The organism is Ruegeria sp. C8 (assembly GCF_056537565.1).
This window is the reverse complement of sequence record NZ_JBQFRV010000001.1, coordinates 480,672-502,386: the sequence shown is the minus strand read 5'-3', so window position 1 is coordinate 502,386 and position 21,715 is coordinate 480,672. Positions and strand designations below refer to the sequence as shown.

Sequence of the window (21,715 nt, the reverse complement as noted above, 5' to 3'; positions counted from 1 at the left end):
GCTTGGAACTGGATTCAGAAGAACGCCTGCAGTTGAATCGAAAACGCCGCAGGATGACCTGCGGCGTTTGGAAAATCCGGGTTGGATTTGCTTTACTGTTTGACTTCCGCAGCCGGGTTGGCACCCGGTTTCGCGCCGCGGCCAGGATTCAGTGGGTCGTCCTGGCGCTGCACCGAGCCTTCGAAATGCGCGCCGCTTTCGATGGCGATTGTCTTGTGGATGATGTCGCCTTCGACCCGTGCTGTCGAGGTCAGGCGGACTTTCAGGCCACGCACGCGACCCACGATACGGCCGTTGACCACAACGTCGTCTGCAGTGACTTCGCCTTTGATGGTCGCGGTTTCGCCGATGGTCAGCAGATGCGCGCGGATGTCGCCTTCGACAGTGCCTTCAACCTGAATGTCACCGGTTGTCTTGATGTTGCCGGTGATGTGCAGGTCCGAAGACAGAACCGATGCGGGTGGCTTCGGCTTGGGCGCCGTGCTGGCTTTGGGTTCAGAAGGGGCAGGGGCCGCCGGAGTCGCCGGAGCAGCAGGTTTTGCCGCCTCAGACTCCTTGGATGCGGGCTCGTTGATTTTGCTTTTAGAAAACATTTCTCGCAGCCTTGATGTAAGTCATTGGGTTTACAGGTTTTCCGTTCACGCGCACCTCATAGTGCAAATGCGTGCCGGTGGACCGTCCGGTGCTACCCATATCAGCAATATGATCCCCGCGCGAGACCCTTTGGCCGACCTTCACACGGATCTTGGTGTTATGAGCGTAAAGTGTCTCAATCCCGAAGGCGTGTTTGATCTTCACAAGGCGTCCAAAGCCGGACTGCCAACCGGCATGGGTGACCACACCATCTGCGGTTGCAAAGATATCGGTGCCTTGGGGACCCGCGAAATCAACGCCGTTATGCATCCGACGTCCGCCCGTTTTGGGGTCACGGCGGGTGCCGTAGCCGCTGGTGAATCGCACAGCAGAATGAACCGGGTTCGCAAAGGGCGCTTTTTCGGCCGCCAGACGATACAGGTTCAACTGATCCATTTGTTGCAGAAGCTGGTTTGCGCGCACCTCGTCGGCGGAGATGTCACTCTCCTCGCCGCGGGTGCTCAAGGATAAAGGGGTTAGCGGACCGCCCATACCGCTATATCCGCGCCGCACCTCTTCGATGATGCGGTCTGTGGGCATGCCCGCCTGACGGAACATCTTGTCCAGAGGCTCGACCGAGATCACCATCGCCTCTTCCAACTGGCGGAAAATCTCGTCACTGCGTTCCTGCATCAGTCGGATTTCCAACTCCAGATCATCGCGCTGGTCCAGCGCATCACGCGCATCGGTTGCGATCTGGTCCCGCTCTTGCGCAGTGCGGGTCAAAGCGTCGGTCATGAATTCCATCTGCGCCGGGGCCGATGCGGCCACGACATAGGCGTCCGTTGAATCCGCATCCTGTTGCATCTTCTCCAGCTCGCCACGGGCCTCTTCGCGTTGCTTCATCGTGGCGCGCAGGGTGGTCTGGATCACTTCGATCCCGGTCTCCAACTCGCGCCGACGGTTTTCCGAGGCCAAAAGCTCGGACTGCATCGCCGAGACTTGCGCCAGTGCAGCGTTGAACCGGTCCTGCGCGGCCAAGGCTTCCTGCGCGCGGGCGTCACGCTCGGCGGACAGGATGTTGAGACGTTCTTGATAGGTGGCCTGATCGCGTTTGGCTTGTTCGCGGAAGTTGCCAGATCCGATGCTGTCCATAAGCAGGATCGCAGTGGCGACAGCGGTCCAGCCAACCATGACTGCAACACCGGCCACCGCAGCGATCTGCGTTTCCGAGCTGAGTCGGATGTACCGTGTGTCTTTGTCAGATTTCAGAAAAACCCGGCGTTCCGGGAAGTGCCGTTCGAGCAGCGAGTGAAATTTAATTGCCAGACGTGTTCTCACGCGTCTTACCTCTCATCCCCAAGATCGGGACCGGTCGTGGTGCAATAGCCGTCCCTTGGACGGGATGCTTAATAGGGTCTCAGCATTCGGGCAAGTTTGTTGACCAATTTGTTGTCGAAGGTGCAGATTTCCCCCTACGGATCGGCGAAAACCTGCCGAAATTAACCTTTAACCTCAGTCTGAGACCTGACCCGGCGCGGGCATGTCCTCGGTTAGCGGCCAGTAGAAGTCCGGCGGCAATCCTGCCTCGGCGCGCTTCTCTTCGTTAAAGGGCGGTTTCAAGGCACCGTGGAAATAGCGCCGAACCAATTGGTGGAAGACGTCCTTGGGGTCGGCGTTTTCGCGTCCGCATAGAAAATGGAACCACTTGGAGCCATAGGCGACGTGGCCGACCTCTTCTGCATAGATCACCTCGAGCGCAGCGATGGCCTGTTCCGCCTTTGCCTTGCGAAAGATATCGATCATGCCGGGTGTGACGTCCAGCCCGCGTGCCTCTAGCACCATGGGAACCACAGCAAGGCGGCCCATCAAATCCTCGGCGGTGTCTTCGGCGGCGCACCACATGCCTGCATGGGCGGGTAGGGCACCGTAAAAGCTGCCCATCCGTTCAAGACAATCGCAGACCATCTCGAAATGGCGCGATTCTTCTTCGGCGCATTTGACCCAGTCATCGTAAAATCCGATCGGCATGGGCACGTGACCGAAGCGGGCAAGAATGTCCCAATGCAGATCCACCGCGTTCAGCTCTATATGCGCAACGGCGTGCAAAAGCGCGATCCGCCCGGCCTCGGACCCTGGTTTGCGCTTTGGCACTTCGCGCGGTGAGAGCAGCTCGGGCTTTTCAGGGCGTGCAGGGGTCAAAGGCGGGGTGGCGGTGCCGATTTCAATCGCGTCACCCTCGCCCTTGCGCGACGCGAACCAAGCGGCGGCATGGCGTTTGGACAGGGCGGTTTTCTCCCGCCCGTCCGCTGTGGTCAGAACCTCGGTTGCCATCTGGGTCAGTGTTTTGGGCACTGGTACGCTCCACCTTGTCGTGTCGGGGCAGGGGATAGACCGGATGGCGCGCGGGGTCGAGGGGGCTACATCGCCTTTACGGCTTCAAGTACCGCATCCACGTGGCCCGGCACTTTGACCTTGCGCCAGACCTGCACGATGCGGCCCTCGGCGTCGATCAAAAAGGTCGAGCGTTCGATGCCCATGGATTTGCGGCCATACATGTTTTTCTCGACCCAGACGCCGTAATCCTCGCAGACGGTCGAGTTTTCATCCGACAGCAAAGGCGTAGTCAGGTCGTGTTTGGCGACGAACTTGTCATGTTTGGCAACGCTGTCGCGCGAGATGCCGAAGACCTGAGCGCCCGCATCGGCAAAGGCCTGAAGCTGCTCCGAAAAACCGATGGATTCCTTGGTGCAGCCCGGCGTATCATCGCGGGGATAGAAGAATAAAACGACGGCATTGCCGCGCAGATCCGCGAGGGATACCTCACCACCGCCGTCTCGGGGAAGGGTGAAGTCAGGGGCCGTGTCTGAAACGTCGGGCATTGGAAACTCCGCTAAAGGTTTTTAAACGCTGCCCGATATCATAGGGCAACGCGGACGGGTTGAAAGGCGTGGAACGCAAATTGGTGCAGCAGGATCAGGACAATAGCGAAGAGGTCGGCAAACCGAAACGTCGCCGCTCGCGCCGTCGGACGGCGGGCATCTGGACGTTGCGCGGCGTTGTTTTGCTTGTCGTTCTGGCTGTGGTCACAGGGTTCATGGTGCTGGGTCAGCGCATGCACGCCCCGGCCTGGCTGCGCAGTCACGTTGAGGCGCGGTTGGAGGAGAATCTGGGCGGTCTCCAGATCCGCTTTGGCGATGTCAGCTTTATCATTCACGAAGGTTGGCGGCCCCGTTTGCGTCTGACGGATGTGTCCATCAGTGATCAGGCCGGACAACAGATCGCCCAAGTGTCGGATATGCGGGCCAGCCTGGCGATGCGGCCCTTGCTGCGCGGTCATGTGCGACCCAAGCGGATCATACTCAGTGGGGCACAGATCGCCCTGACGCGGGGTGAGGACGGTGCGCTGACCCTGACGGTGGGCACTGGCAGCGCGCCCGTGCAAAGCGCATCGAACCTTGCCGAATTGATCGAGGCCGGGGATGAGGTGTTCCTTTCTCCGGTCCTGTCCGCGCTGACCTCGGTGCAGTTGGACGCGATCACGCTGGACTATCGCGATCTGCGGTTGGGGAGGTCCTGGATACTAGACGGCGGCCATATTCAGCTGACCCGCAATGACGACGACATGCGGCTGGCCACCGGGTTCTCGGTCCTGTCCGGGCGCGATTTTGTCAGCCAGATCGAGGCCAATTACACCAGCATTCTGGGCACGCCCGAGGCACGTTTTGGCGTGACGATCACCGATCTTCCAGCCGAGGATATCTACGGCCAAAGCCCGGCGTTGGCGTGGTTGCAGGTTCTGAAAACGCCGATCTCAGGCGCGGTGCGGGGCAGTGTCGATAGCTCAGGAGCTTTCGGCCCTGTTTTCGCGACGCTCAATCTGGGCGCCGGGGCGGTGCAGCCGAATCCAGAGACACGTGCCATCCCGTTCGATTCCGCTCGCACCTATTTCACCTATGATCCAATCCGGCAGGAACTGGACTTCAACGAGGTCTCGATTGATTCCGCCTGGGGATCGGTGCAGGCCGCGGGCAAAGCCTATCTGCAAGGGGTGGAAAACGGGACGCTCGACAGCCTGGATGGGCAGTGGAGCCTGACGGGGATCAACGTCAACCCGGCCAACCTCTTCCCCGAGCCGCTGAACCTGAAAAGTGCCGATCTGGACGTTCAGATGAAATTCGCCCCTTTCCGGCTGCGCGTCGGTCAGATGACGATCGAGGATGGCGGCCACCGCGTGCGGGCCTCGGGTCTGCTGGTCGGGCTGGCAGATGGCTGGTCGGCCGATCTGGATGCGCATCTCAACCAAATGAACTCTGAAGAGGTTCTGAACTATTGGCCCGAGCGTCTTGCGCCGAAGCCGCGTGAATGGGTGACAAAGAACCTCTCCAAAGGGGCATTGTCGGATATGGATTTCGCTCTGCGTCTGCGGCCCGACAACAAACCCGACATCTATCTGGATTTCGGATTCGAGGATGCCACCATTCGTTTCGCCAAGACCCTGCCTCCGGTCGAAGGCGCGCAGGGGCAGGCCAGTCTGATTGACGACCGCTTTACCGCAACCGCGCAGCAGGGAGTGGTGATGGCCGATCAGGGCGGGGCCGTGGATGCGTCGGGTACGTCCTTCATTATTCCCGATACCGAAATCAAAAAAAATACGCCGGGTATTGCACGGATAAGTGCGACGGGGGGTGTCACTGCTGCGCTATCCCTGCTGGATCGCCCGCCTCTCAGCCTGCTCAGCAAGGCAGGGCTGCCGGTCGAGATGGCAGAGGGAAATGTGGCGCTTTCGGGCACGTTGTCCTTGCCGCTAATCAAGGGCCTAAAGTTTCAGGACACGCAATTTCACTTTGCAGGCACCCTCGGCGACCTGCGGAGCGACCGTCTGGTGCCGGGATTTTCCGTCAGTGCACCGATGCTGGAGCTGACCGGAGACCAAACCGGCGTGCAAATCGCGGGGCAGGGCCTGTTCGGCGATGTGCCCGTGCAGGCCAAATGGCAACAGCCGATTGATGGCGAGACGGCGCAGCGCAGCACCGTGACGGGGCAGATTGAGCTGTCTCAGCTTCTCATGGCCGAATTGAAGGCCGGATTGCCGCAAAGCTTCCTCAGCGGGTCTGGCACGGCTGGTTTTACGCTGGGCATCGGTGCAGGCGCGCCGCCGCAACTGTCGGCCTCCTCCGATCTGGTGGGCGTTACGCTGGCCATACCCGAGCTGGGATGGCGCAAACCCGCTTCGACAAGTGGCACTCTGACCGCTGATGCAACGTTGGGCGAGGGGCTGAAGGTTGATGCCCTGAACCTACAGGCGGCGGGGTTGCGGACTGCGGCGTCGATCACCTTCCGGGAGGGAGAGTTTGACCGTGTTTCCTTCAGTTCCTTCGATTTGGGTAACTGGCTGGCGGTTCCGGCCGAGCTGATCGGGCGGGGCAACGCCACACCCGACATTCGCGTTCTCGGGGGGGTGCTAAACCTGGGCCGCGCCACATTTGGCGGGTCTGAGGGCGGCGGCAGCGGGTCGGGCGCTGGCCCGAATCTCGACGTAACGCTTGACCGCCTCCAAGTCACTGAGGGCGTGGCGCTGACCGGCTTCAAGGGCACGTTTCAAACGACCGGAGGGGTCAACGGCACCTTCAAAGCCCGTGTCAACGGAGGGGCTGCCATGCAAGGGCGCCTCACGCCGCGGGGCGCGCGCAGCGCGGTAGAGCTGACCTCGAACGATGCCGGTGCCGTCTTGCGCTCGGCGGGTTTGCTGACGCAGGCACGGGGCGGAACGTTGGACGTACAGTTGGAACCGGTCGCAACCGCAGGCAGCTATGATGTGATCCTCAGCATCGTGAGTACTCGCATTCAGGATGCCCCGGCCATGGCGGCGCTGTTGAACGCGATCAGTCTGGTCGGACTGCTGGATGAAATGGCCGGGCAGGGCATTTTCTTCTCGTCCATCGACAGCCGGATGCGGATCACCCCGACCGAGGTCAAGATCCTCAGCGGCAGTGCGGTCGGCCCGTCAATGGGGCTGTCTTTTGATGGAACGGTGAATACGGTGGCTGGGACGCTGAACCTGCGAGGCGCTATTTCCCCGATCTACCTGCTGAATGCGGTCGGCAGCGTCTTTACCAAAAAGGGCGAGGGGGTCATCGGGTTCAATTATTCCCTTACGGGGCCTTTGGCAGACCCGAAGGTCTCGGTGAACCCGCTGTCGGGCCTCGCGCCGCTGTTCCTGCGCAACCTGCTGCGTCCACCAGCCCCAACGGTTTCAGATGGGCCGAATGCCCAACCACGTAAACCTGACGAACCCAAGCGTACTTACGGCGCCCCGAAAAGCGACCGCTAGGGGATATGGCCGAATCTCTTGCGGCCTTGTATGGCGCGACCATGAAACTCAGCGATTTTGATTTCCATCTGCCCGAAGACCTGATTGCGACCCGGCCCGCCAACCCGCGCTCGTCCGCGCGTTTGCTGGTGGCCAAGGGCGAGGCGATCTCGGACAGCCGTGTGTTCGATCTGCCCAACTGGATGCGCCCCGGCGATCGGCTTGTGTTGAACGACACGCGCGTGATCCCGGCGAGGCTCAGCGGGCGGCGGCACCGTGACAGCGCCCAAGGGCCGGTTTCCGCCGCGATTGAGGCGACGTTGCTCGAGCCTCAGGCGGATGGATCATGGACCGCGCTGATCAAGCCGCTGAAAAAGGTCAAACCGGGCGAAGAGATCGTATTCTCGGACGATCTCAGTGCGACTCTGGACCGGGTAGAGGACGGGCAGGCCTATCTCCAGTTTAACCTCAGTGGTGAGGATTTTGACGCCGCCCTTGAACAGGCCGGTGCGATGCCCTTGCCACCCTACATCGCCGCCAAACGTCCAGCGGATGAGCAGGACAAGACGGATTACCAAACCATCTGGGCGCGCAACTCGGGCGCTGTGGCCGCACCAACCGCGTCGCTGCATTTTGACGATGCGCTGATGGCGGCACTGGCAGAGCGCGGGGTGGAGTTCAGCCACGTGACCCTGCATGTGGGCGCGGGCACGTTTTTGCCGGTCAAGGTCGAGGACGTGACAACCCACAAGATGCATGCCGAGTGGGGCCGGGTCAGCCAGCAGGCCGCTGATGAGATCAGCGCCACCAAAGAGGCAGGGGGCCGGGTGATCCCGGTCGGCACCACCGCACTGCGTCTGATCGAAAGTGCGGCGCGCAGTGGGCAGATCGCGCCTTGGGAAGGGGAAACCGACATCTTCATCTATCCGGGCTTTCAGTTCCACGTTACGGATGCGCTGATGACCAATTTCCACCTGCCCAAATCGACCCTGCTGATGCTGGTTTCGGCCCTGATGGGGCAAGAGCGTATGCGTTCCGTCTATGCCCATGCGATTGAACAGAAATATCGCTTTTTTTCGTATGGGGATTCATCCCTTCTGATCCCCTAAAACCTTCAGCCGCGACACTGTCAGACAGGGAATGTCGTAGACAGGCGCGATCTGCATTTGTTTTGATCACATAACGACTCGCAAATCAGCTTGGCACATCCCGGAGGCCCAAATGATTCAGGTTCTGTCCACCGCTTGGGCGCTTCTTCTCGGCATGGGTCTGCTGATGGTCGGCAACGGCCTGCAAGGCACGATTCTGGGTGTTCGCGGTGAAATCGAAGGTTTCTCGACCCTCGAGATGTCCTTTGTGATGTCGGCCTATTTCATGGGGTTTCTGGGCGGATCGCGCCTTGCGCCCGAGATGATCCGTAGGGTCGGCCATGTGCGTGTCTTCGCAGCCCTGGCCTCGTTCATTTCCGCGGTCATGATCATGTATCCGATGCTGACCGACCCGATCGCGTGGTTCCTGGGGCGTGCCGTGATCGGCTTCTGTTTCTCGGGCGTTTATGTGACCGCTGAAAGCTGGCTGAACAATGCGGCTAGTAACGAGAACCGGGGGCAGGCGCTGTCGCTTTATATGATTGTGCAGATGCTGGGGATCATTTCGGCTCAGGGATTGGTCTTGCTGGGCGATCCGGCTGGGTATGAGACGTTTGTGATCGCGTCGATCCTCGTTTCTGTCTCGTTCGCTCCGATCCTTTTGTCGATTTCTCCGACCCCTGCATTCGACACCACCAAACCCATGACCCTGCGCGAGCTGATGGGCAAATCCCCCTTGGGCTGTGTGGGCATGTTCCTGTTGGGTGGAGTGTTCTCGGCGCAGTTCGGCATGGCGGCGGTCTATGGCGCGCGTGCTGGGCTGAGCCTGATCGAGATTTCGACCTTCGTGGCCGCCTTCTACATCGGCGCCATCGTGCTGCAATACCCGCTGGGATGGTTCTCGGACCGAATGGATCGGCGTTTCCTGATCCTGCTGGCGGCAGCCATAGGTGGTGCCAGCGCCGTTGCTGGCATGCTATTCGGCGTGAATTTCCCGATCCTTCTGGTTACCGCTTTCTTTATTGGCGGTATGTCAAACCCGCTCTATTCCCTGCTGATCGCCCATACGAACGATTTTCTGGATCGCGAAGACATGGCCGCTGCATCTGGGGGTTTGCTTTTCATCAACGGATTGGGCGCGATTGCTGGCCCGCTGATTACAGGTTGGTTGATGGGGGACGGGATCTTTGGACCTCCGGGCTTTTTCCTGTTCATCGCGGCGTTGCTGTTCGCGATGGCTGGCTACGCAATGTATCGCATGACGCAGCGCGCGGCGATCCCAGTCGACGAAACCGGCACCATGTCGCCTCTGTACCCGTCCGCATCCCCCGTTGCGCTTGAGGTGGCCCAGGAAGTGGCCATCGAAGCCGCCGAGGCCGAGGAAGACGCACAAGATGTTTCCGCTAACGCCTAAATATGTCCGAAATGTAGTAATATTTTACTGTTACAAATCTGTAAAACAGCCTTAAATGACCTTACGTCCCTGGGGAGGGCAACACACGGAGTTAAGGGCAATGGTTGGTCCTGAAGACGTATTGAGTTTTTGGTTGGATGAGGTCGGCCCCAAGGGGTGGTACATGCAGGACGACGCGCTGGATCAGCAGATCCGCGACCGTTTCCTGACCACTTGGGAAGCCGCGGCAGAGGGCAAGTTTTCGCTCTGGCTGACATATCCCAGCGGGTCGCTGGCCTATATCATCCTAACAGACCAATTCCCGCGTAACATGTTCCGGGGTGAGGCACGGGCCTTTTCGTCGGATCGGGCGGCTCTGGCCGCTGCGAAATGCGCGGTGGACAAGGGCTGGGATATGAAAATCGACGAACCCGCGCGGCAGTTCTTTTATTTGCCGATGATGCATTCCGAAAACCTGTGTGATCAGGAACGCTGCGTGCGTCTGATCTGCCAGAACCTCAGCAGCGAGGACTCCAGCAACCTGCTGCACGCGCGCGCGCACCGTGAGGTGATCCGGAAATTCGGACGCTTCCCCTATCGGAATGAGGCCCTGTCACGCACCCCAACCGTGCATGAGACCGCCTATGTCGACATGGGCGGCTACGGCGCCACTGTGCGTGAGTTGCAGGCAGCCGGTTAACCTTCGGGCCCGCATCCACGAATAGCAATGATCCGGTCGGCTACCACGTCGGCCAAGGTCTCAATTGCATGGTCAATTAATTGGTCAGGTGATTCCGCCAACTGTGCAAACCGCGTCTGAACGGTCTGCAGCTTGGTTTCTATCATTTCCAGCTTATCCAGCGTATTGGACATTCGCAGTGAAACAACGGTGTTGCTCACCAGACCATCCTCTTGAATGCGGGCCAAATCACTGCGCAGCCCTGATAGCTGCTCGCGAATACCCTGTGCTTCGTCCTTCAACGGAGTAACAACTTGCAGCTTTTCCGACAGGCCCGAGGTGGCATCCTCGACGGTCGAAGCCAGTTTCCATCCCAAAAACAGGCAAAGCGCGACAAGGATCAGCGTTGCATTCAGAAGTGCAAGGAGAAGGTCTTTGAGGGTCTTGGCCATGATAAGTCTTTCGAATGTTTTGTGAATATAAGACGGGCGGAGGCCCCGGCTGTTCTTTTCTAGCCTTTGAAAAAGCTTGGGTATAGGCTGAAAACTGCACGTATCGACCATAACGTACCGACGTCGCTTTTGTCGCGGTATGTCTATATTGATGCGCTGTGAAAAATAGTTTAATGCTAAACTAAATTTCAAACCGACCTGGGCCGAGAGGGACACATGGCTGAAAAATCTTTTGATCTGATCGTAATCGGTGCTGGTCCGGGCGGCTATGTGGCCGCAATCCGCGCGGCGCAGCTGGGCCTCAAGACCGTCGTGGTCGAGCGAGAGCATCTGGGCGGCATCTGCCTGAACTGGGGCTGCATTCCAACCAAGGCAATGCTGCGCTCGTCAGAGGTTTTCCATCTGATGGAGCGCGCGAAGGACTTTGGTCTGACGGCGGACAAGTTCGGCTATGATCTGGACGCGGTGGTCAAACGCTCACGTGGCGTTGCTGGCCAATTGTCGGGTGGGATCGGCCATTTGCTGAAGAAGAACAAAGTCAGTGTCGTGATGGGCGAGGCGACGATTACCGCAAAGGGCAAAGTTTCGGTGAAAACCGAGAAGGGCACCGAAGAGCTGACCGCCAAGAACATCGTCCTTGCCACCGGCGCACGTGCGCGTGAGCTTCCAGGGCTGGAAGCAGATGGCGATCTGGTCTGGACCTATAAACATGCACTGCAGCCACCGCGGATGCCGAAGAAACTGCTCGTCATCGGCTCGGGCGCCATCGGCATCGAATTTGCCAGCTTCTACAAAACGCTGGGCGCGGATACGACCGTGGTTGAGGTGATGGACCGCGTGCTGCCCGTCGAAGACGCTGAAATCAGCGCCTTCGCGAAGAAAGCCTTCACCAAGCAGGGCATGACCATCATGGAAAAGGCGATGGTCAAGCAGCTTGATCGCGGCAAGGGTAAGGTCACCGCGCATATCGAGGTCAAAGGCAAGGTCGAGAAGCACGAGTTCGACACAGTGATCTCGGCCGTTGGTATCGTCGGCAATGTCGAGAATCTGGGACTGGAAGCACTTGGCGTGAAAATCGACCGTACGCATGTTGTGACGGATGAGTTCTGCCGCACCGGCGTTGATGGTCTCTATGCGATTGGCGATATCGCCGGCGCGCCTTGGTTGGCTCACAAAGCCAGCCACGAAGGCGTCATGGTGGCCGACCTAATCGCAGGCAGACACGCGCATCCGGTCAAACCCGAAAGCATTGCAGGTTGCACCTACTGTCACCCACAGGTGGCCTCGGTTGGCTATACCGAAGCCAAAGCCAAAGAGCTGGGCTACGACATCAAGGTCGGCCGCTTCCCCTTCATCGGGAACGGTAAGGCGATTGCGCTAGGAGAGCCTGATGGCATGATCAAGACGATCTTCGACGCCAAGACCGGCGAACTGCTGGGCGCACACATGATTGGCGCGGAAGTAACCGAGTTGATCCAAGGCTACGTGGTCGGTCGCCAGTTGGAGACGACAGAAGAAGACCTTATGAACACCGTCTTCCCGCACCCGACACTGTCAGAAATGATGCATGAAAGCGTTCTGGATGCGTATGATCGCGTGATCCATATGTAAGGGGTTAGGGGGCGCTGCCCCCGCTGCGGCAAGCCGCGTTTCCCCCAGGATATTTATAGCCAGATGAAGCATGGGATCCGTCCTTCATCTGGCCGAAAATATCCCGGAGCGCGAGGCAGAGCCTCGCAAAAGACTCCTATGAATTCAAAGCATCCAGAATGCGGGCCCAAGAGCGGATGCCCTTGTGGAAGCTTTTGACATCGTATTTCTCGTTCGGAGAGTGGATGGCATCGTCGTCATTGGCGTAACCCACCAGCATCGAATCCAGGCCCAGAACGGTGTCGAAATAACCAACAACCGGGATTGAGCCGCCCATTCCGGTGAACACGGCCTCGCGGCCCCATTCGTCAGACAGTGCCGCGCGGGCCGCTTCGAATTCAGGGCGATCCAGGTTCATGACCGAGGCTGGTGACCCTTCAAGGTCATTGTCCCAGACAACTTTGACATCCGGGGACAGGCGCTCTTCTACGTGTTTGCGGATTTTGTCGCGCAAGGCGTCGGGGTCCATGTCGCCAACAAGGCGGCAGGTGATTTTGCAGTGAGCTTCCGATGGAATCACCGTTTTAGATCCGGCACCATTGTAGCCGCCCCAAAGGCCGTTGACCTCAAGTGTGGGGCGTGCCCATTGCTGTTCCAGCGTGGAATAGCCTTTTTCGCCATGCGGTTGGCTGTAGCCCACCGAGTTCAGATATTCAGCTTCGTCGAAGCCGCAGTTCTCCCACTGGCGCAGCTGATCTGCCGGGACCTCGTGAACGCCTTCGTAGAAACCTTCAACAGCGACGCGCCCGCTCTCATCGTCATAGAAAGAAGCCACGATTTTGGACAATTCGCGCAGCGGGTTCAGGCCGGGGCCGCCGTAGTGGCCGGAGTGAAGGTCGATGCGGGGGCCGACGATGGTGAACTCATCCTTCAGCATGCCTCGCAATTGCGACGCGATAGAAGGCACTCCGCGTGACACCATCGAGGTGTCGCAAACCAGGGCCAGATCGGCCTGCAATTCGTCTTTGTTCGTTTCGAGGAACGGCACCAGCGAGGGCGAGCCTGATTCCTCTTCACCTTCGAAGAAAAAAGTGATGCGGCATGGTAGGGTGCCGTGGACAGATTTCCAAGCGCGGCAGGCCTCGACAAAAGTCATCAGCTGGCCCTTGTCATCGGATGATCCACGGCCGCGAATGACTGGTCCGTTTTCGGTTTCTTCAATCGCGGGGTCGAACGGATCGCGGTTCCACAGGTTCAGCGGGTCGACGGGTTGTACATCATAGTGCCCATAGAACAGCACATGCGGGCCTTCGTTACCCTCACCCACATGACCCACGACCATCGGGTGTCCGGGAGTTTCGCGCTTTTCTGCTGCAATACCAATGCTCTGCAAGTCCGAGACCAGCCAGTCGGCAGCCTTGTTGACTTCGGCCTTGAAAGCGGGATCGGTTGAGATCGATTGGATGCGCAACAGCTCCATTAGGCGGTCGATCGAGGTTTGCAGATCAGAGTCGATCCGGCTCAGCACGGCGTCTAGCGACATAACAGGGCTCCTGCTTGGGAATGATTTGCGCGAACCCTAGCAGTGTTGGCGCTGCCGTCCAGAGCAGAGTGTGCCGCACCGCCCCGTAGTAAGTGGCCGAATTAAAGCTTCTGTACCTGCGTCGTTTCCCCGCGTCTTTTAGACGTAAGTTTACTTGCTGCGCGGCTATGAAGCTTATATTTGATGCAAATCAAAGTTGGGTTCTAACGAGCGGCATTAGAAAGGTCGAACGTGCGAACACAAAGCTGCTTTAGGGGCGATGCCCTTTCGGGTGGCGGAATACAGGCTTTGGGTGAGGGGTTTGCCCGAGGCGATCAAGGAGGGTCCGTTGGACTATACTGCTCAGCTCGATTCAGCGATTGCCAGGCTGCATGACGAAGGACGTTACCGGACCTTTATCGATATCGAACGCCGCAACGGGCACTTCCCGCATGCCGTTCGGACCCGTCCCGATGGAACGCAACAGAACATTACCGTGTGGTGCGGCAATGACTACCTTGGCATGGGCCAGCACCCGGTTGTCCTGAACGCAATGCACGAAGCCGTCGATGCGGCTGGCGCCGGCTCGGGCGGGACACGCAACATTTCGGGCACGACTGTATATCACAAGCGCCTTGAGGCTGAGCTGGCCGATCTGCACGGCAAAGAGTCCGCCCTGCTGTTCACCAGCGCTTACATCGCCAATGACGCAACGCTTTCGACCTTGCCGAAACTGTTCCCCGGTCTGATCATCTATTCGGACGCGCTGAACCATGCCTCGATGATCGAAGGCGTGCGGCGTAATGGCGGCGCCAAGCGTATCTTCCGCCACAACGATGTCGCGCACCTGCGTGAGCTGCTCGAAGCAGACGACCCTAAAGCCCCCAAGCTTATCGCCTTTGAGTCGGTCTACTCCATGGATGGTGACTTCGGCCCAATCGAAGAGATTTGCGATCTGGCGGATGAATTCGGTGCGCTTACTTATATTGACGAGGTCCACGCGGTTGGCATGTACGGCCCGCGCGGTGGTGGTGTGACGGAACGTGATCGTCTGGCGCATCGCATCGACATCATCAATGGCACTCTGGCGAAAGCCTATGGCGTAATGGGGGGCTATATCGCCGCTAGCGAAAAGATGTGTGACGCCGTGCGCTCTTACGCGCCGGGGTTCATCTTTACCACGTCTCTGCCGCCCGCTGTTGCGGCTGGTGCGGCGGCCTCGGTCGCGCATCTGAAAGTGACGCCGGAACTGCGCGAGCAGCATCAGACACAGGCCAAAATCCTGAAGCTACGCCTGAAAGGCTTGGGCCTGCCGCTGATCGACCATGGCAGCCACATCGTTCCAGTCATCGTCGGAAACCCAGTTCATACCAAAATCCTGAGCGACCGGTTGTTGGATGATCACGGTATCTATGTGCAACCGATCAATTTCCCGACCGTTCCACGCGGTACGGAACGCCTGCGCTTCACCCCATCTCCGGTCCATGGACCCGGTGAGATGAACCGTCTGGTTCAGGCGATGGACGAACTTTGGTCACATTGTGCGCTAAATCGCGCCGAACTTGCCGGTTAACCTCACGCTAAAGTGTGCAACGTGTTTGCCGCGTGTTAAGCTTACGCTAACAAAATAAGTGGACGAATCGTTATGGGGACGATTCGCCATTAGCGTGAAACACGCGACAGGCAAAATGGGGCGGCAGGAATGATTGGGCGCAGATCACAGCGCGATTCCGAAGAAGGTGTAGAAGTCAGACCAAAGGGTTTTGACGACTATGAAGTACGGCTTGGTGATCAGATGCGCGGCGAACGCGCCACCATGGGCAAATCCCTTCTGGATGTTCAGCGCGAGCTGCGGATCAAAGCCAACTACATCGCTGCCATCGAAAACGCCGATCCTGATGCGTTCGATACACCCGGCTTCATCGCCGGGTATGTGCGTTCTTACGCACGGTATCTGGGCATGAACCCGGATGAGACCTTTGCCGCCTTTTGCAAGGAAAGCGGCTTTGAGGTCGCGCATGGCATGTCCGCCGAGGCCTCGGTCGTGCGCAAACCGACCGGAGATCTTCCGGCCCGTGGCCCGATGGGGCGAGATCCGTTTGTGTCTCCGAACACGCCATATATCCCCGGCAAAGAATCTTTTGTCAGTCAGGTTGAACCGCGCGCGATTGGCTCATCCCTAGTGTTGCTGGCCGTTATCGGCGGTATTGGCTATGGCGGCTGGGCCGTGCTGAACAAGATCCAGCAGGTGCAGGTCAGCCCGGTTGAGCAAGCACCTGTTGTTCTGTCGGACCTCGACCCCCTTGATGCGGCACGTAGCACAGAAACTGCCGAGACTGCTTCAACCGAAGCACTGGATCGCCTCTATCGCCCGCAAGCGCTGGATGTTCCGGTGATGGTCGCGCGGGATGCTCCGATTTCCACGCTTGACCCACGGACCGTCGGCACGTTCCGTCCGCCGGAACTGCCTGAGGTTCAGGTGGCCGAACTGCATACGGTTGAACGACCGGCCTTGCCGCAGGTGGTCGAGCAGTTGGATACGACGTTGAAAATTGTCGCCGTGAACCCTGCGTGGATGCGCGTCACGGCCGCCGATGGCAGTGTGATCTTCGAAGGCACGCTGGGCACGGTAGAACAGGGCAGTGTTTTCGAAGTGCCGCTGACCGAAGAACCCCCGCTGTTGCGGGCCGGGGCGTCGGGTTCGGTGTTCTTCTCGATGAACGGTGAACATTTTGGTCCGGTTGGTGCGCCGGGCACTGTGGCGAAAGGCGTCGTCCTGTCCAAGGACGCAGTGGCAGAGACCTATGCCGTCGCCGATCTCGAGGCTAAACAGAACAGCGCCCTCAAGCAATTGGTGGCCGAGCTTCAGACGCAAGCAGCGGACGAGCCTGCCGAATAGTCTTGCCATTGCTCAACTGCGGTTGCCGAACTATCTATGAGGCAACCTAGGCAGATGCGGACCTCTCTTCATGTCGCTCAACCACGTACGTCCCTGGCGCGATATTTACCGCCGCAAATCCCGTCAGATCATGGTCGGTACCGTGCCGGTCGGCGGCGATGCTCCGATCGCTGTGCAAACCATGACCAACACCCTGACCACCGACGTGGCGGCAACGGTCGCGCAGGTTCAGGCGGCGGCTGAGGCCGGGGCCGATATTGTTCGGGTTTCCGTTCCGGACGAGGACTCGGCCAAGGCGCTGAAAGAGATCGTGCGCGAAAGCCCGGTTCCCATCGTGGCTGACATTCACTTTCACTATCGCCGTGGCATCGAAGCGGCCGAAGCCGGCGCCGCTTGCCTGCGGATCAACCCGGGCAATATCGGCAACGAACAACGCGTGAAAGAGGTCATCAAGGCTGCAAGGGACCATAACTGCTCGATTCGGATCGGGGTGAATGCGGGCTCGCTAGAGCGGCACCTGCTTGAAAAATACGGCGAACCCTGTCCCGAGGCGATGGTCGAAAGCGGGTTGGAACATATCCGCATACTGCAGGACAATGATTTCCATGAGTTCAAGATCAGCGTGAAAGCCAGCGATGTGTTCCTGTCTGCGGCGGCCTATCAAGGCATTGCCGAGGCCACCGATGCCCCCATCCACCTAGGCATCACCGAGGCCGGAGGGTTGGTCAGCGGCACCATCAAATCCGCCATAGGTCTAGGCAACCTGCTGTGGATGGGGATCGGAGATACGATCCGCGTCAGCCTGTCCGCCGACCCGGTCGAAGAGGTCAAGGTTGGCTTTGAAATCCTGAAATCCCTGGGCCTGCGCCATCGCGGCGTCAACATCATCTCATGCCCCTCCTGCGCGCGACAGGGATTCGACGTTATCAAAACCGTCGAGGCGCTGGAGCACCGCCTGGAACACATCAAAACGCCGATGTCCCTGTCGATCATCGGTTGCGTGGTCAACGGCCCGGGCGAGGCGCTGATGACCGATGTCGGCTTCACCGGCGGCGGAGCAGGGTCGGGCATGGTCTATCTGGCGGGCAAGGCCAGCCACAAGATGTCGAACGATCAGATGATCGATCACATCGTGGAAGAGGTGGAGAAGAAGGCAGCCGAATTAGATGCAACGGCTGAGGCCGCCGAGTAGTTTCTGAGATTCATAGCATCATGCCATGTTCTGGCCCGATTTGCCGCTACTAGTAGCGGCAAAGGAATGAATTTCAGGAGCAGTGAGTATTGAAACTCAAAGCGATTTGCGCGGGGCTTTTTTCCACCGCTTTGACTGCGTGTAGCAGCCCTTCAAGCGACTATAACAAGCGGCCGGGCGCCTTTCATGTCCCGGTTCCGCCAACGCAGGGAACGCTGCTTGGGTACTTGTCCGTCAACGTATCAGGGTTCAATGAGAACGGAACCACGACGCGCACCGATGTGCGTATCAGCCCGGGCGGGAGGGGCAAACCAAAGGGCAGCCTCACGCCGATCATGACAGTTGATCCGCAGTTGACGTCTCGGGTTGCATTGTCGTTGCGCGATGGTCGCGATGCAAAAGCGGCGTTTGCGTTTGCGCAACAGATTGCCCGGGGCACCTATTGCCCGTCTGGGCCAATCACTGAAAATACCGGAATCCGCAAATACACCAATCCGCAAGATTTGGAGGCAATCCTGACGGAAAGCCAAAGGCAGGGACGCGATGTTATTCCCGCCGGTATCAAGGGCGAAGCGGTTCCGGCAACTGAGTTCAAGTCGAACGGCACGCCGACATGGGTCGTGTCCATGAAATGCGACGCGCCATATCCCTTCGATTAGTATAGAGAAAAGGGCGGTATGACCGCCCCGTGAAAGTTACCCTTGTTCAGCTCGCACGCCGTCTGCGATCTGCTGCATCTGATCTGCAGACAGGAAGCCGCGCAGCATTTCGGTGCCCAAAACGAACGAGGGCGTGCCGGTGATCTGCATCCGTTGTGCCAACTCTCGGGTGCGGGTGATCTCTTCGGTGACCTGGTTGCTGTCCATCGCGGCGATGATGGCGTCGCTATCCAGCCCAAGCCCGTCTGAGATACGGCGCAGGGTCACTTCGCTGGGTTCTCCGCTGAATTCCATAAGGGCGTCGTGGACCTGTTTATAGGCGTCATCCCCGGCGACATGTTTGGTCGCCACGGCAAAACGCGAGGACAGAACCGAGGCATCGCCAAGAATCGGGAACTCTTTGATCACAAGACGGATATTGCCGTCTTCGGCCAACAGGCTGGCCACCTCGGGCACGGCGCGGCGGCAATAGCCGCAACGGTAGTCCATGAACTCGACCAAGGTGATGTCGCCATCCTGATTGCCGCCCACCCAGCTATAGCCGTCATTGAACAGCTCATCCGCGTTCGAGGCGACCAGATCGCGGTCGGCCTGCTCCTGGGTCGCTGCGTTGCGCTCCTCCAGAATGGTGATCGCCTCAATGATCACTTCGGGGTTTTCCAGCAGATACTCGCGCACCTGTGCTCCGAACTCTGCCTTTTCGGCGTCGCTGAGCGCGTTCAGGTCCAGCGCCTGCGCCGAAGTCGATATCAGGGAAAGCCCCAAAAGGGCGGGGGCTGCATGTTTCAGGATCATTTGCGTTTCCTTTTCGCTTTCTCTGCGCGTTTCGAGGCAATCAACACATCTTGTGCCCTTTGCCAACCCGGTGAGCCTTCGGGAAGTTGCCCGATGGCCCGTTTTGCGTGAATGCCTGCATCGGCCAGTCGGCCCTGCAAGGCGTATCGTTCTGCGGTGACGGTCGAGGCCATCCCTTTATTGCCCACCTTGGAATAGGCCACTCCCAAATCCCGCATCAGCCGCGCGTTGCGGTAGTCGCGGGCGCGGGCTTTCTCAAGCGCTTCCAACGCCGTGTCGGTCTGGCCCTGTAGCAGCAGCGCCCGTCCGTATCCGGCAAGGATCAGCGCGTCGTGCGGCGCCATTTCAACCGCTTGGGCATATGCATTAACAGCCTCGGATAATTGCCTGTTTTCCAGAAGGATTTGCCCTTTCAGTTCATAGTAGAAGGGATCTTCGGGTCGAATTTTCAAGGCTTCATCTATCGCTGCGCGCGCACGGGCCAGATCGCGATTCTGGTGATGGGCCGACGCCTCGCGCATCATTCTGATGTCGTAAGCCGTTTCCTCTTTCGCGCGGCGCATTGTCCAACTCGGAGAGCGCAGAAAGGCCGAGAGCTTGCCCTTCACCCGTGCAAACCAATAGTCGGCGGTTTCATTGGGTTGGGTCTGATCGCCAAACTCGTCCAGAAACGCCTCAGCCGCGCGCAAGCGGTCCCGGCTGGTGGGGTGCGAGCGCATATAGGGGTCTTGATTGGCCGTGCTCAGCAACTCCTGACCTGCGAATTTGCGGTGGATCGCGACCATCCCCTTGGGTGAGATTCCGGCCCACCGCAGATAGCTGGCCGCGCTGCGATCGGCCGAGGCTTCCTCGGCCCGCGTGTGCCCCAGAAAGCCGCGAATGGCCGCGCCTTGCGTGCCAGCTGCAATCCCGGCAGCGGCTTCCCCTCCGCCCGCGGCGGCTGCGATCAGAGCAAGCGCCGTGCCTAGGCTCGCTTTGCGCTGCGCGTCTTGCAGGTTTTGGTGACGGCGGGCCAGATGACCGTTGGCGATATGGGCGGCCTCGTGGGCGATGACGGCTTGCAGCATTTCGGGGCTGTTGACCGACAGGATCAGGCCGTAGTTCAGGTAGATCGCGTTGTAGTCGATCACGAAGGCGTTGAAGGTGTTGTCGTTGACCACCAGAATACGCACCTGATTGGTGCTTAGCCCGGCGGCGCGCAGCACCGGAAAGGCCAGTTCGCGCAGTCCGAACTCGATATCAGGGTCGCGGATCAGGCTTTGGGCGTGGCTCTGCGCTGCCGCCGTCAGCCAGAGGACAGCCGCAAGTATCAGGGCCGGGATTGACGCCAGCCGGGATACGCGTTCAAAAGCCATGGCTGCAACATGGGAGATGGGCATGAGAAACTCAACCCGGTCCGGGGTCGATCCGTTTATTGTGATGGACGTGATGGAGGCCGCGCGCAAAGCCGAAGAGGCCGGACGCCAGATCATTCATATGGAGGTCGGCCAGCCCGGAACCGGCGCCCCGAAGGGCGCGACTGCGGCATTGGCCAAAGCAATGGAAAAAGGCCCCTTGGGCTATACCGTTGCGCTTGGCCTGCCCGCCTTGCGCCAGCGGATCGCGCAGATGTATGGCGAGTGGTACAATGTCGATCTGAACCCCGAACGGGTGGTGGTAACGCCGGGGTCTTCCGGCGGGTTCTTGCTGGCCTTTACCGCGCTGTTCGACAGCGGGGATCGCGTGGGGATCGGCGCGCCGGGCTATCCGTCCTACCGTCAGATCCTCAAGGCGCTTGGATTGGTGCCCGTCGACCTGCCGACCTTGCCCGAGAATCGGCTGCAACCGGTGCCTTCGGATTTTGCCGGGCTTGATCTTCAGGGCCTGATGGTCGCGTCCCCCGCCAATCCGACCGGCACTATGTTGGATCACGCGTCGATGGGCGCGTTGATCGACGCCGCGCAGCGGCAGGGTGCCTCGTTCATCAGTGATGAGATCTACCACGGGCTGGAATATGAGGCCAAAGCCGTCACTGCGCTGGAGCTGACGGATGAGTGCTATGTGATCAACTCGTTCTCGAAGTATTTCTCGATGACCGGTTGGCGGGTCGGTTGGATGGTCGTGCCCGAGGATCAGGTTCGCGTGGTTGAACGGATTGCCCAGAACATGTTTATCTGCGCGCCCCATGCCAGCCAGGTGGCCGCCTTGGCCGCGATGGATTGCGACGAGGAGCTGCAGGCCAATCTCGATGTTTACCGCCGCAACCGCGAGCTGATGCTCGAAGGGCTGCCCAAGGCCGGTTTCACGAATATTGCGCCACCTGATGGGGCGTTCTACGTCTATGCCGATGTCTCTGACCTTACAGATGACAGCCGCGTCTTTGCCGCCGAGATTCTGGAGAAGGCCGGCGTCGCCGTCACGCCCGGTTTGGATTTCGATCCCGAGCGCGGACATACGACCCTGCGATTCTCCTACGCAAGGGCCACTGCCGATATTCAGGACGGGTTAGAGCGTCTGCGCAGCTTCATGGCCGAACGCGGCGCGTTGCAGCCGGTGTAAAGCGTTCACAAGAGGGGGCGGA

At 59.3% G+C, this 21,715-nt stretch carries 18 protein-coding genes; 10 read left to right on the top strand and 8 right to left on the bottom strand.

The features are described from left to right. Positions 1-92: 92 nt before the first annotated feature. From ACR0KL_RS02500 to ACR0KL_RS02485, 4 genes are all read right to left on the bottom strand, one after another. The gene (locus ACR0KL_RS02500; protein ID WP_170676405.1) at positions 93-593 is read right to left on the bottom strand and encodes a bactofilin family protein; all 501 of its coding nucleotides are present in this window, start codon (positions 591-593) and stop codon (positions 93-95) included. Beyond that, positions 583-1,914 (bottom strand): DUF5930 domain-containing protein, encoded by a 1,332-nt coding sequence (locus ACR0KL_RS02495; protein WP_480776608.1) that lies wholly within the window; start codon positions 1,912-1,914, stop codon positions 583-585. Before ACR0KL_RS02495 ends, ACR0KL_RS02500 begins: the two co-directional genes overlap by 11 nt. 174 nt (positions 1,915-2,088) lie before the next feature. Further along, positions 2,089-2,907, bottom strand: a complete 819-nt coding sequence (locus tag ACR0KL_RS02490; RefSeq protein WP_480776641.1) for a ferritin-like domain-containing protein — start codon at positions 2,905-2,907, stop codon at positions 2,089-2,091. An 86-nt stretch (positions 2,908-2,993) separates the two neighbouring features. Then, entirely contained in the window at positions 2,994-3,455 is a 462-nt protein-coding gene (locus ACR0KL_RS02485; protein ID WP_480776607.1) for a peroxiredoxin, read from the bottom strand. Positions 3,456-3,523: 68 nt separating this feature from the next. Between ACR0KL_RS02485 and ACR0KL_RS02480 the strand changes: the two genes are divergently transcribed. The 4 genes from ACR0KL_RS02480 (at position 3,524) to ACR0KL_RS02465 (ending at position 10,067) form a co-directional block, all read left to right on the top strand. Next, on the top strand, positions 3,524-6,907 hold the full coding sequence (locus tag ACR0KL_RS02480; RefSeq protein ID WP_480554467.1) for a YhdP family protein: 3,384 nt from the start codon (positions 3,524-3,526) through the stop codon (positions 6,905-6,907). Between the two features lie 41 nt (positions 6,908-6,948). Next, entirely contained in the window at positions 6,949-7,995 is a 1,047-nt protein-coding gene (gene queA, locus ACR0KL_RS02475; protein ID WP_170676700.1) for a tRNA preQ1(34) S-adenosylmethionine ribosyltransferase-isomerase QueA, read from the top strand. Between the two features lie 112 nt (positions 7,996-8,107). Continuing rightward, complete coding sequence (locus ACR0KL_RS02470) at positions 8,108-9,388, top strand: MFS transporter (protein ID WP_170466251.1); 1,281 nt, start codon at positions 8,108-8,110, stop codon at positions 9,386-9,388. A 100-nt stretch (positions 9,389-9,488) separates the two neighbouring features. Next, entirely contained in the window at positions 9,489-10,067 is a 579-nt protein-coding gene (locus tag ACR0KL_RS02465; protein WP_170373995.1) for a DUF924 family protein, read from the top strand. Here the strand turns inward: ACR0KL_RS02465 and ACR0KL_RS02460 are convergent. Beyond that, positions 10,064-10,498, bottom strand: a complete 435-nt coding sequence (locus tag ACR0KL_RS02460; protein ID WP_170676344.1) for a hypothetical protein — start codon at positions 10,496-10,498, stop codon at positions 10,064-10,066. The two genes, ACR0KL_RS02465 and ACR0KL_RS02460, sit on opposite strands and share 4 nt — an antisense overlap. A gap of 216 nt (positions 10,499-10,714) precedes the next feature. Here ACR0KL_RS02460 and lpdA point away from each other — a divergent pair, with 216 nt between their 5' ends. Then, positions 10,715-12,109, top strand: a complete 1,395-nt coding sequence (lpdA, locus tag ACR0KL_RS02455) for a dihydrolipoyl dehydrogenase (RefSeq protein ID WP_480776606.1) — start codon at positions 10,715-10,717, stop codon at positions 12,107-12,109. 136 nt (positions 12,110-12,245) lie between these two features. Here lpdA and ACR0KL_RS02450 read toward each other — a convergent pair whose 3' ends face one another. Beyond that, on the bottom strand, positions 12,246-13,631 hold the full coding sequence (locus ACR0KL_RS02450) for a dipeptidase (protein ID WP_480776605.1): 1,386 nt from the start codon (positions 13,629-13,631) through the stop codon (positions 12,246-12,248). A gap of 328 nt (positions 13,632-13,959) precedes the next feature. On the opposite strand from ACR0KL_RS02450, the gene hemA reads away from it, so the two are divergent. The 4 genes from hemA (at position 13,960) to ACR0KL_RS02430 (ending at position 18,360) form a co-directional block, all read left to right on the top strand. Beyond that, positions 13,960-15,183 (top strand): 5-aminolevulinate synthase, encoded by a 1,224-nt coding sequence (gene hemA, locus ACR0KL_RS02445; RefSeq protein WP_170660136.1) that lies wholly within the window; start codon positions 13,960-13,962, stop codon positions 15,181-15,183. 129 nt (positions 15,184-15,312) lie between these two features. Next, positions 15,313-16,509 (top strand): helix-turn-helix domain-containing protein, encoded by a 1,197-nt coding sequence (locus tag ACR0KL_RS02440; RefSeq protein ID WP_480776604.1) that lies wholly within the window; start codon positions 15,313-15,315, stop codon positions 16,507-16,509. A 70-nt stretch (positions 16,510-16,579) separates the two neighbouring features. Next, positions 16,580-17,701, top strand: coding sequence for a flavodoxin-dependent (E)-4-hydroxy-3-methylbut-2-enyl-diphosphate synthase (ispG, locus tag ACR0KL_RS02435; RefSeq protein ID WP_170676337.1), 1,122 nt, complete (start codon positions 16,580-16,582; stop codon positions 17,699-17,701). Between the two features lie 89 nt (positions 17,702-17,790). Next, positions 17,791-18,360: a hypothetical protein gene (locus tag ACR0KL_RS02430; protein WP_170676335.1), complete on the top strand. Its 570-nt coding sequence runs from the start codon at positions 17,791-17,793 to the stop codon at positions 18,358-18,360. Positions 18,361-18,396: 36 nt separating this feature from the next. Here the strand turns inward: ACR0KL_RS02430 and ACR0KL_RS02425 are convergent, their stop codons facing one another. Together ACR0KL_RS02425 and ACR0KL_RS02420 are read right to left on the bottom strand one after the other, a co-directional pair. Further along, a complete protein-coding gene (locus ACR0KL_RS02425; protein ID WP_480776603.1) occupies positions 18,397-19,155 on the bottom strand; it encodes a DsbA family protein in 759 nt (252 codons plus the stop codon). Continuing rightward, positions 19,152-20,534, bottom strand: coding sequence for a M48 family metalloprotease (locus ACR0KL_RS02420; protein WP_480776602.1), 1,383 nt, complete (start codon positions 20,532-20,534; stop codon positions 19,152-19,154). The genes ACR0KL_RS02425 and ACR0KL_RS02420 overlap by 4 nt, the downstream gene beginning before the upstream one ends. Between ACR0KL_RS02420 and ACR0KL_RS02415 the strand changes: the two genes are divergently transcribed. Continuing rightward, positions 20,533-21,693: a pyridoxal phosphate-dependent aminotransferase gene (locus ACR0KL_RS02415; RefSeq protein WP_480668879.1), complete on the top strand. Its 1,161-nt coding sequence runs from the start codon at positions 20,533-20,535 to the stop codon at positions 21,691-21,693. The two genes, ACR0KL_RS02420 and ACR0KL_RS02415, sit on opposite strands and share 2 nt — an antisense overlap. The last annotated feature ends 22 nt before the right edge of the window (positions 21,694-21,715 follow it).

What these genes read in the sequence shown, in the direction of transcription:
- ACR0KL_RS02500 (WP_170676405.1), bottom strand. Translation starts at nt 593, where the DNA reads ATGTTTTCTAAAAGCAAAATCAACGAGCCCGCATCCAAGGAGTCTGAG.
- ACR0KL_RS02490 (WP_480776641.1), bottom strand. Translation starts at nt 2,907, where the DNA reads ATGGCAACCGAGGTTCTGACCACAGCGGACGGGCGGGAGAAAACCGCC.
- ACR0KL_RS02485 (WP_480776607.1), bottom strand. Translation starts at nt 3,455, where the DNA reads ATGCCCGACGTTTCAGACACGGCCCCTGACTTCACCCTTCCCCGAGAC.
- queA (WP_170676700.1), top strand. Translation starts at nt 6,949, where the DNA reads ATGAAACTCAGCGATTTTGATTTCCATCTGCCCGAAGACCTGATTGCG.
- ACR0KL_RS02470 (WP_170466251.1), top strand. Translation starts at nt 8,108, where the DNA reads ATGATTCAGGTTCTGTCCACCGCTTGGGCGCTTCTTCTCGGCATGGGT.
- ACR0KL_RS02465 (WP_170373995.1), top strand. Translation starts at nt 9,489, where the DNA reads ATGGTTGGTCCTGAAGACGTATTGAGTTTTTGGTTGGATGAGGTCGGC.
- ACR0KL_RS02460 (WP_170676344.1), bottom strand. Translation starts at nt 10,498, where the DNA reads ATGGCCAAGACCCTCAAAGACCTTCTCCTTGCACTTCTGAATGCAACG.
- lpdA (WP_480776606.1), top strand. Translation starts at nt 10,715, where the DNA reads ATGGCTGAAAAATCTTTTGATCTGATCGTAATCGGTGCTGGTCCGGGC.
- ACR0KL_RS02450 (WP_480776605.1), bottom strand. Translation starts at nt 13,631, where the DNA reads ATGTCGCTAGACGCCGTGCTGAGCCGGATCGACTCTGATCTGCAAACC.
- ACR0KL_RS02440 (WP_480776604.1), top strand. Translation starts at nt 15,313, where the DNA reads ATGATTGGGCGCAGATCACAGCGCGATTCCGAAGAAGGTGTAGAAGTC.
- ispG (WP_170676337.1), top strand. Translation starts at nt 16,580, where the DNA reads ATGTCGCTCAACCACGTACGTCCCTGGCGCGATATTTACCGCCGCAAA.
- ACR0KL_RS02425 (WP_480776603.1), bottom strand. Translation starts at nt 19,155, where the DNA reads ATGATCCTGAAACATGCAGCCCCCGCCCTTTTGGGGCTTTCCCTGATA.
- ACR0KL_RS02415 (WP_480668879.1), top strand. Translation starts at nt 20,533, where the DNA reads ATGAGAAACTCAACCCGGTCCGGGGTCGATCCGTTTATTGTGATGGAC.
- ACR0KL_RS02420 (WP_480776602.1), bottom strand. Translation starts at nt 20,534, where the DNA reads ATGCCCATCTCCCATGTTGCAGCCATGGCTTTTGAACGCGTATCCCGG.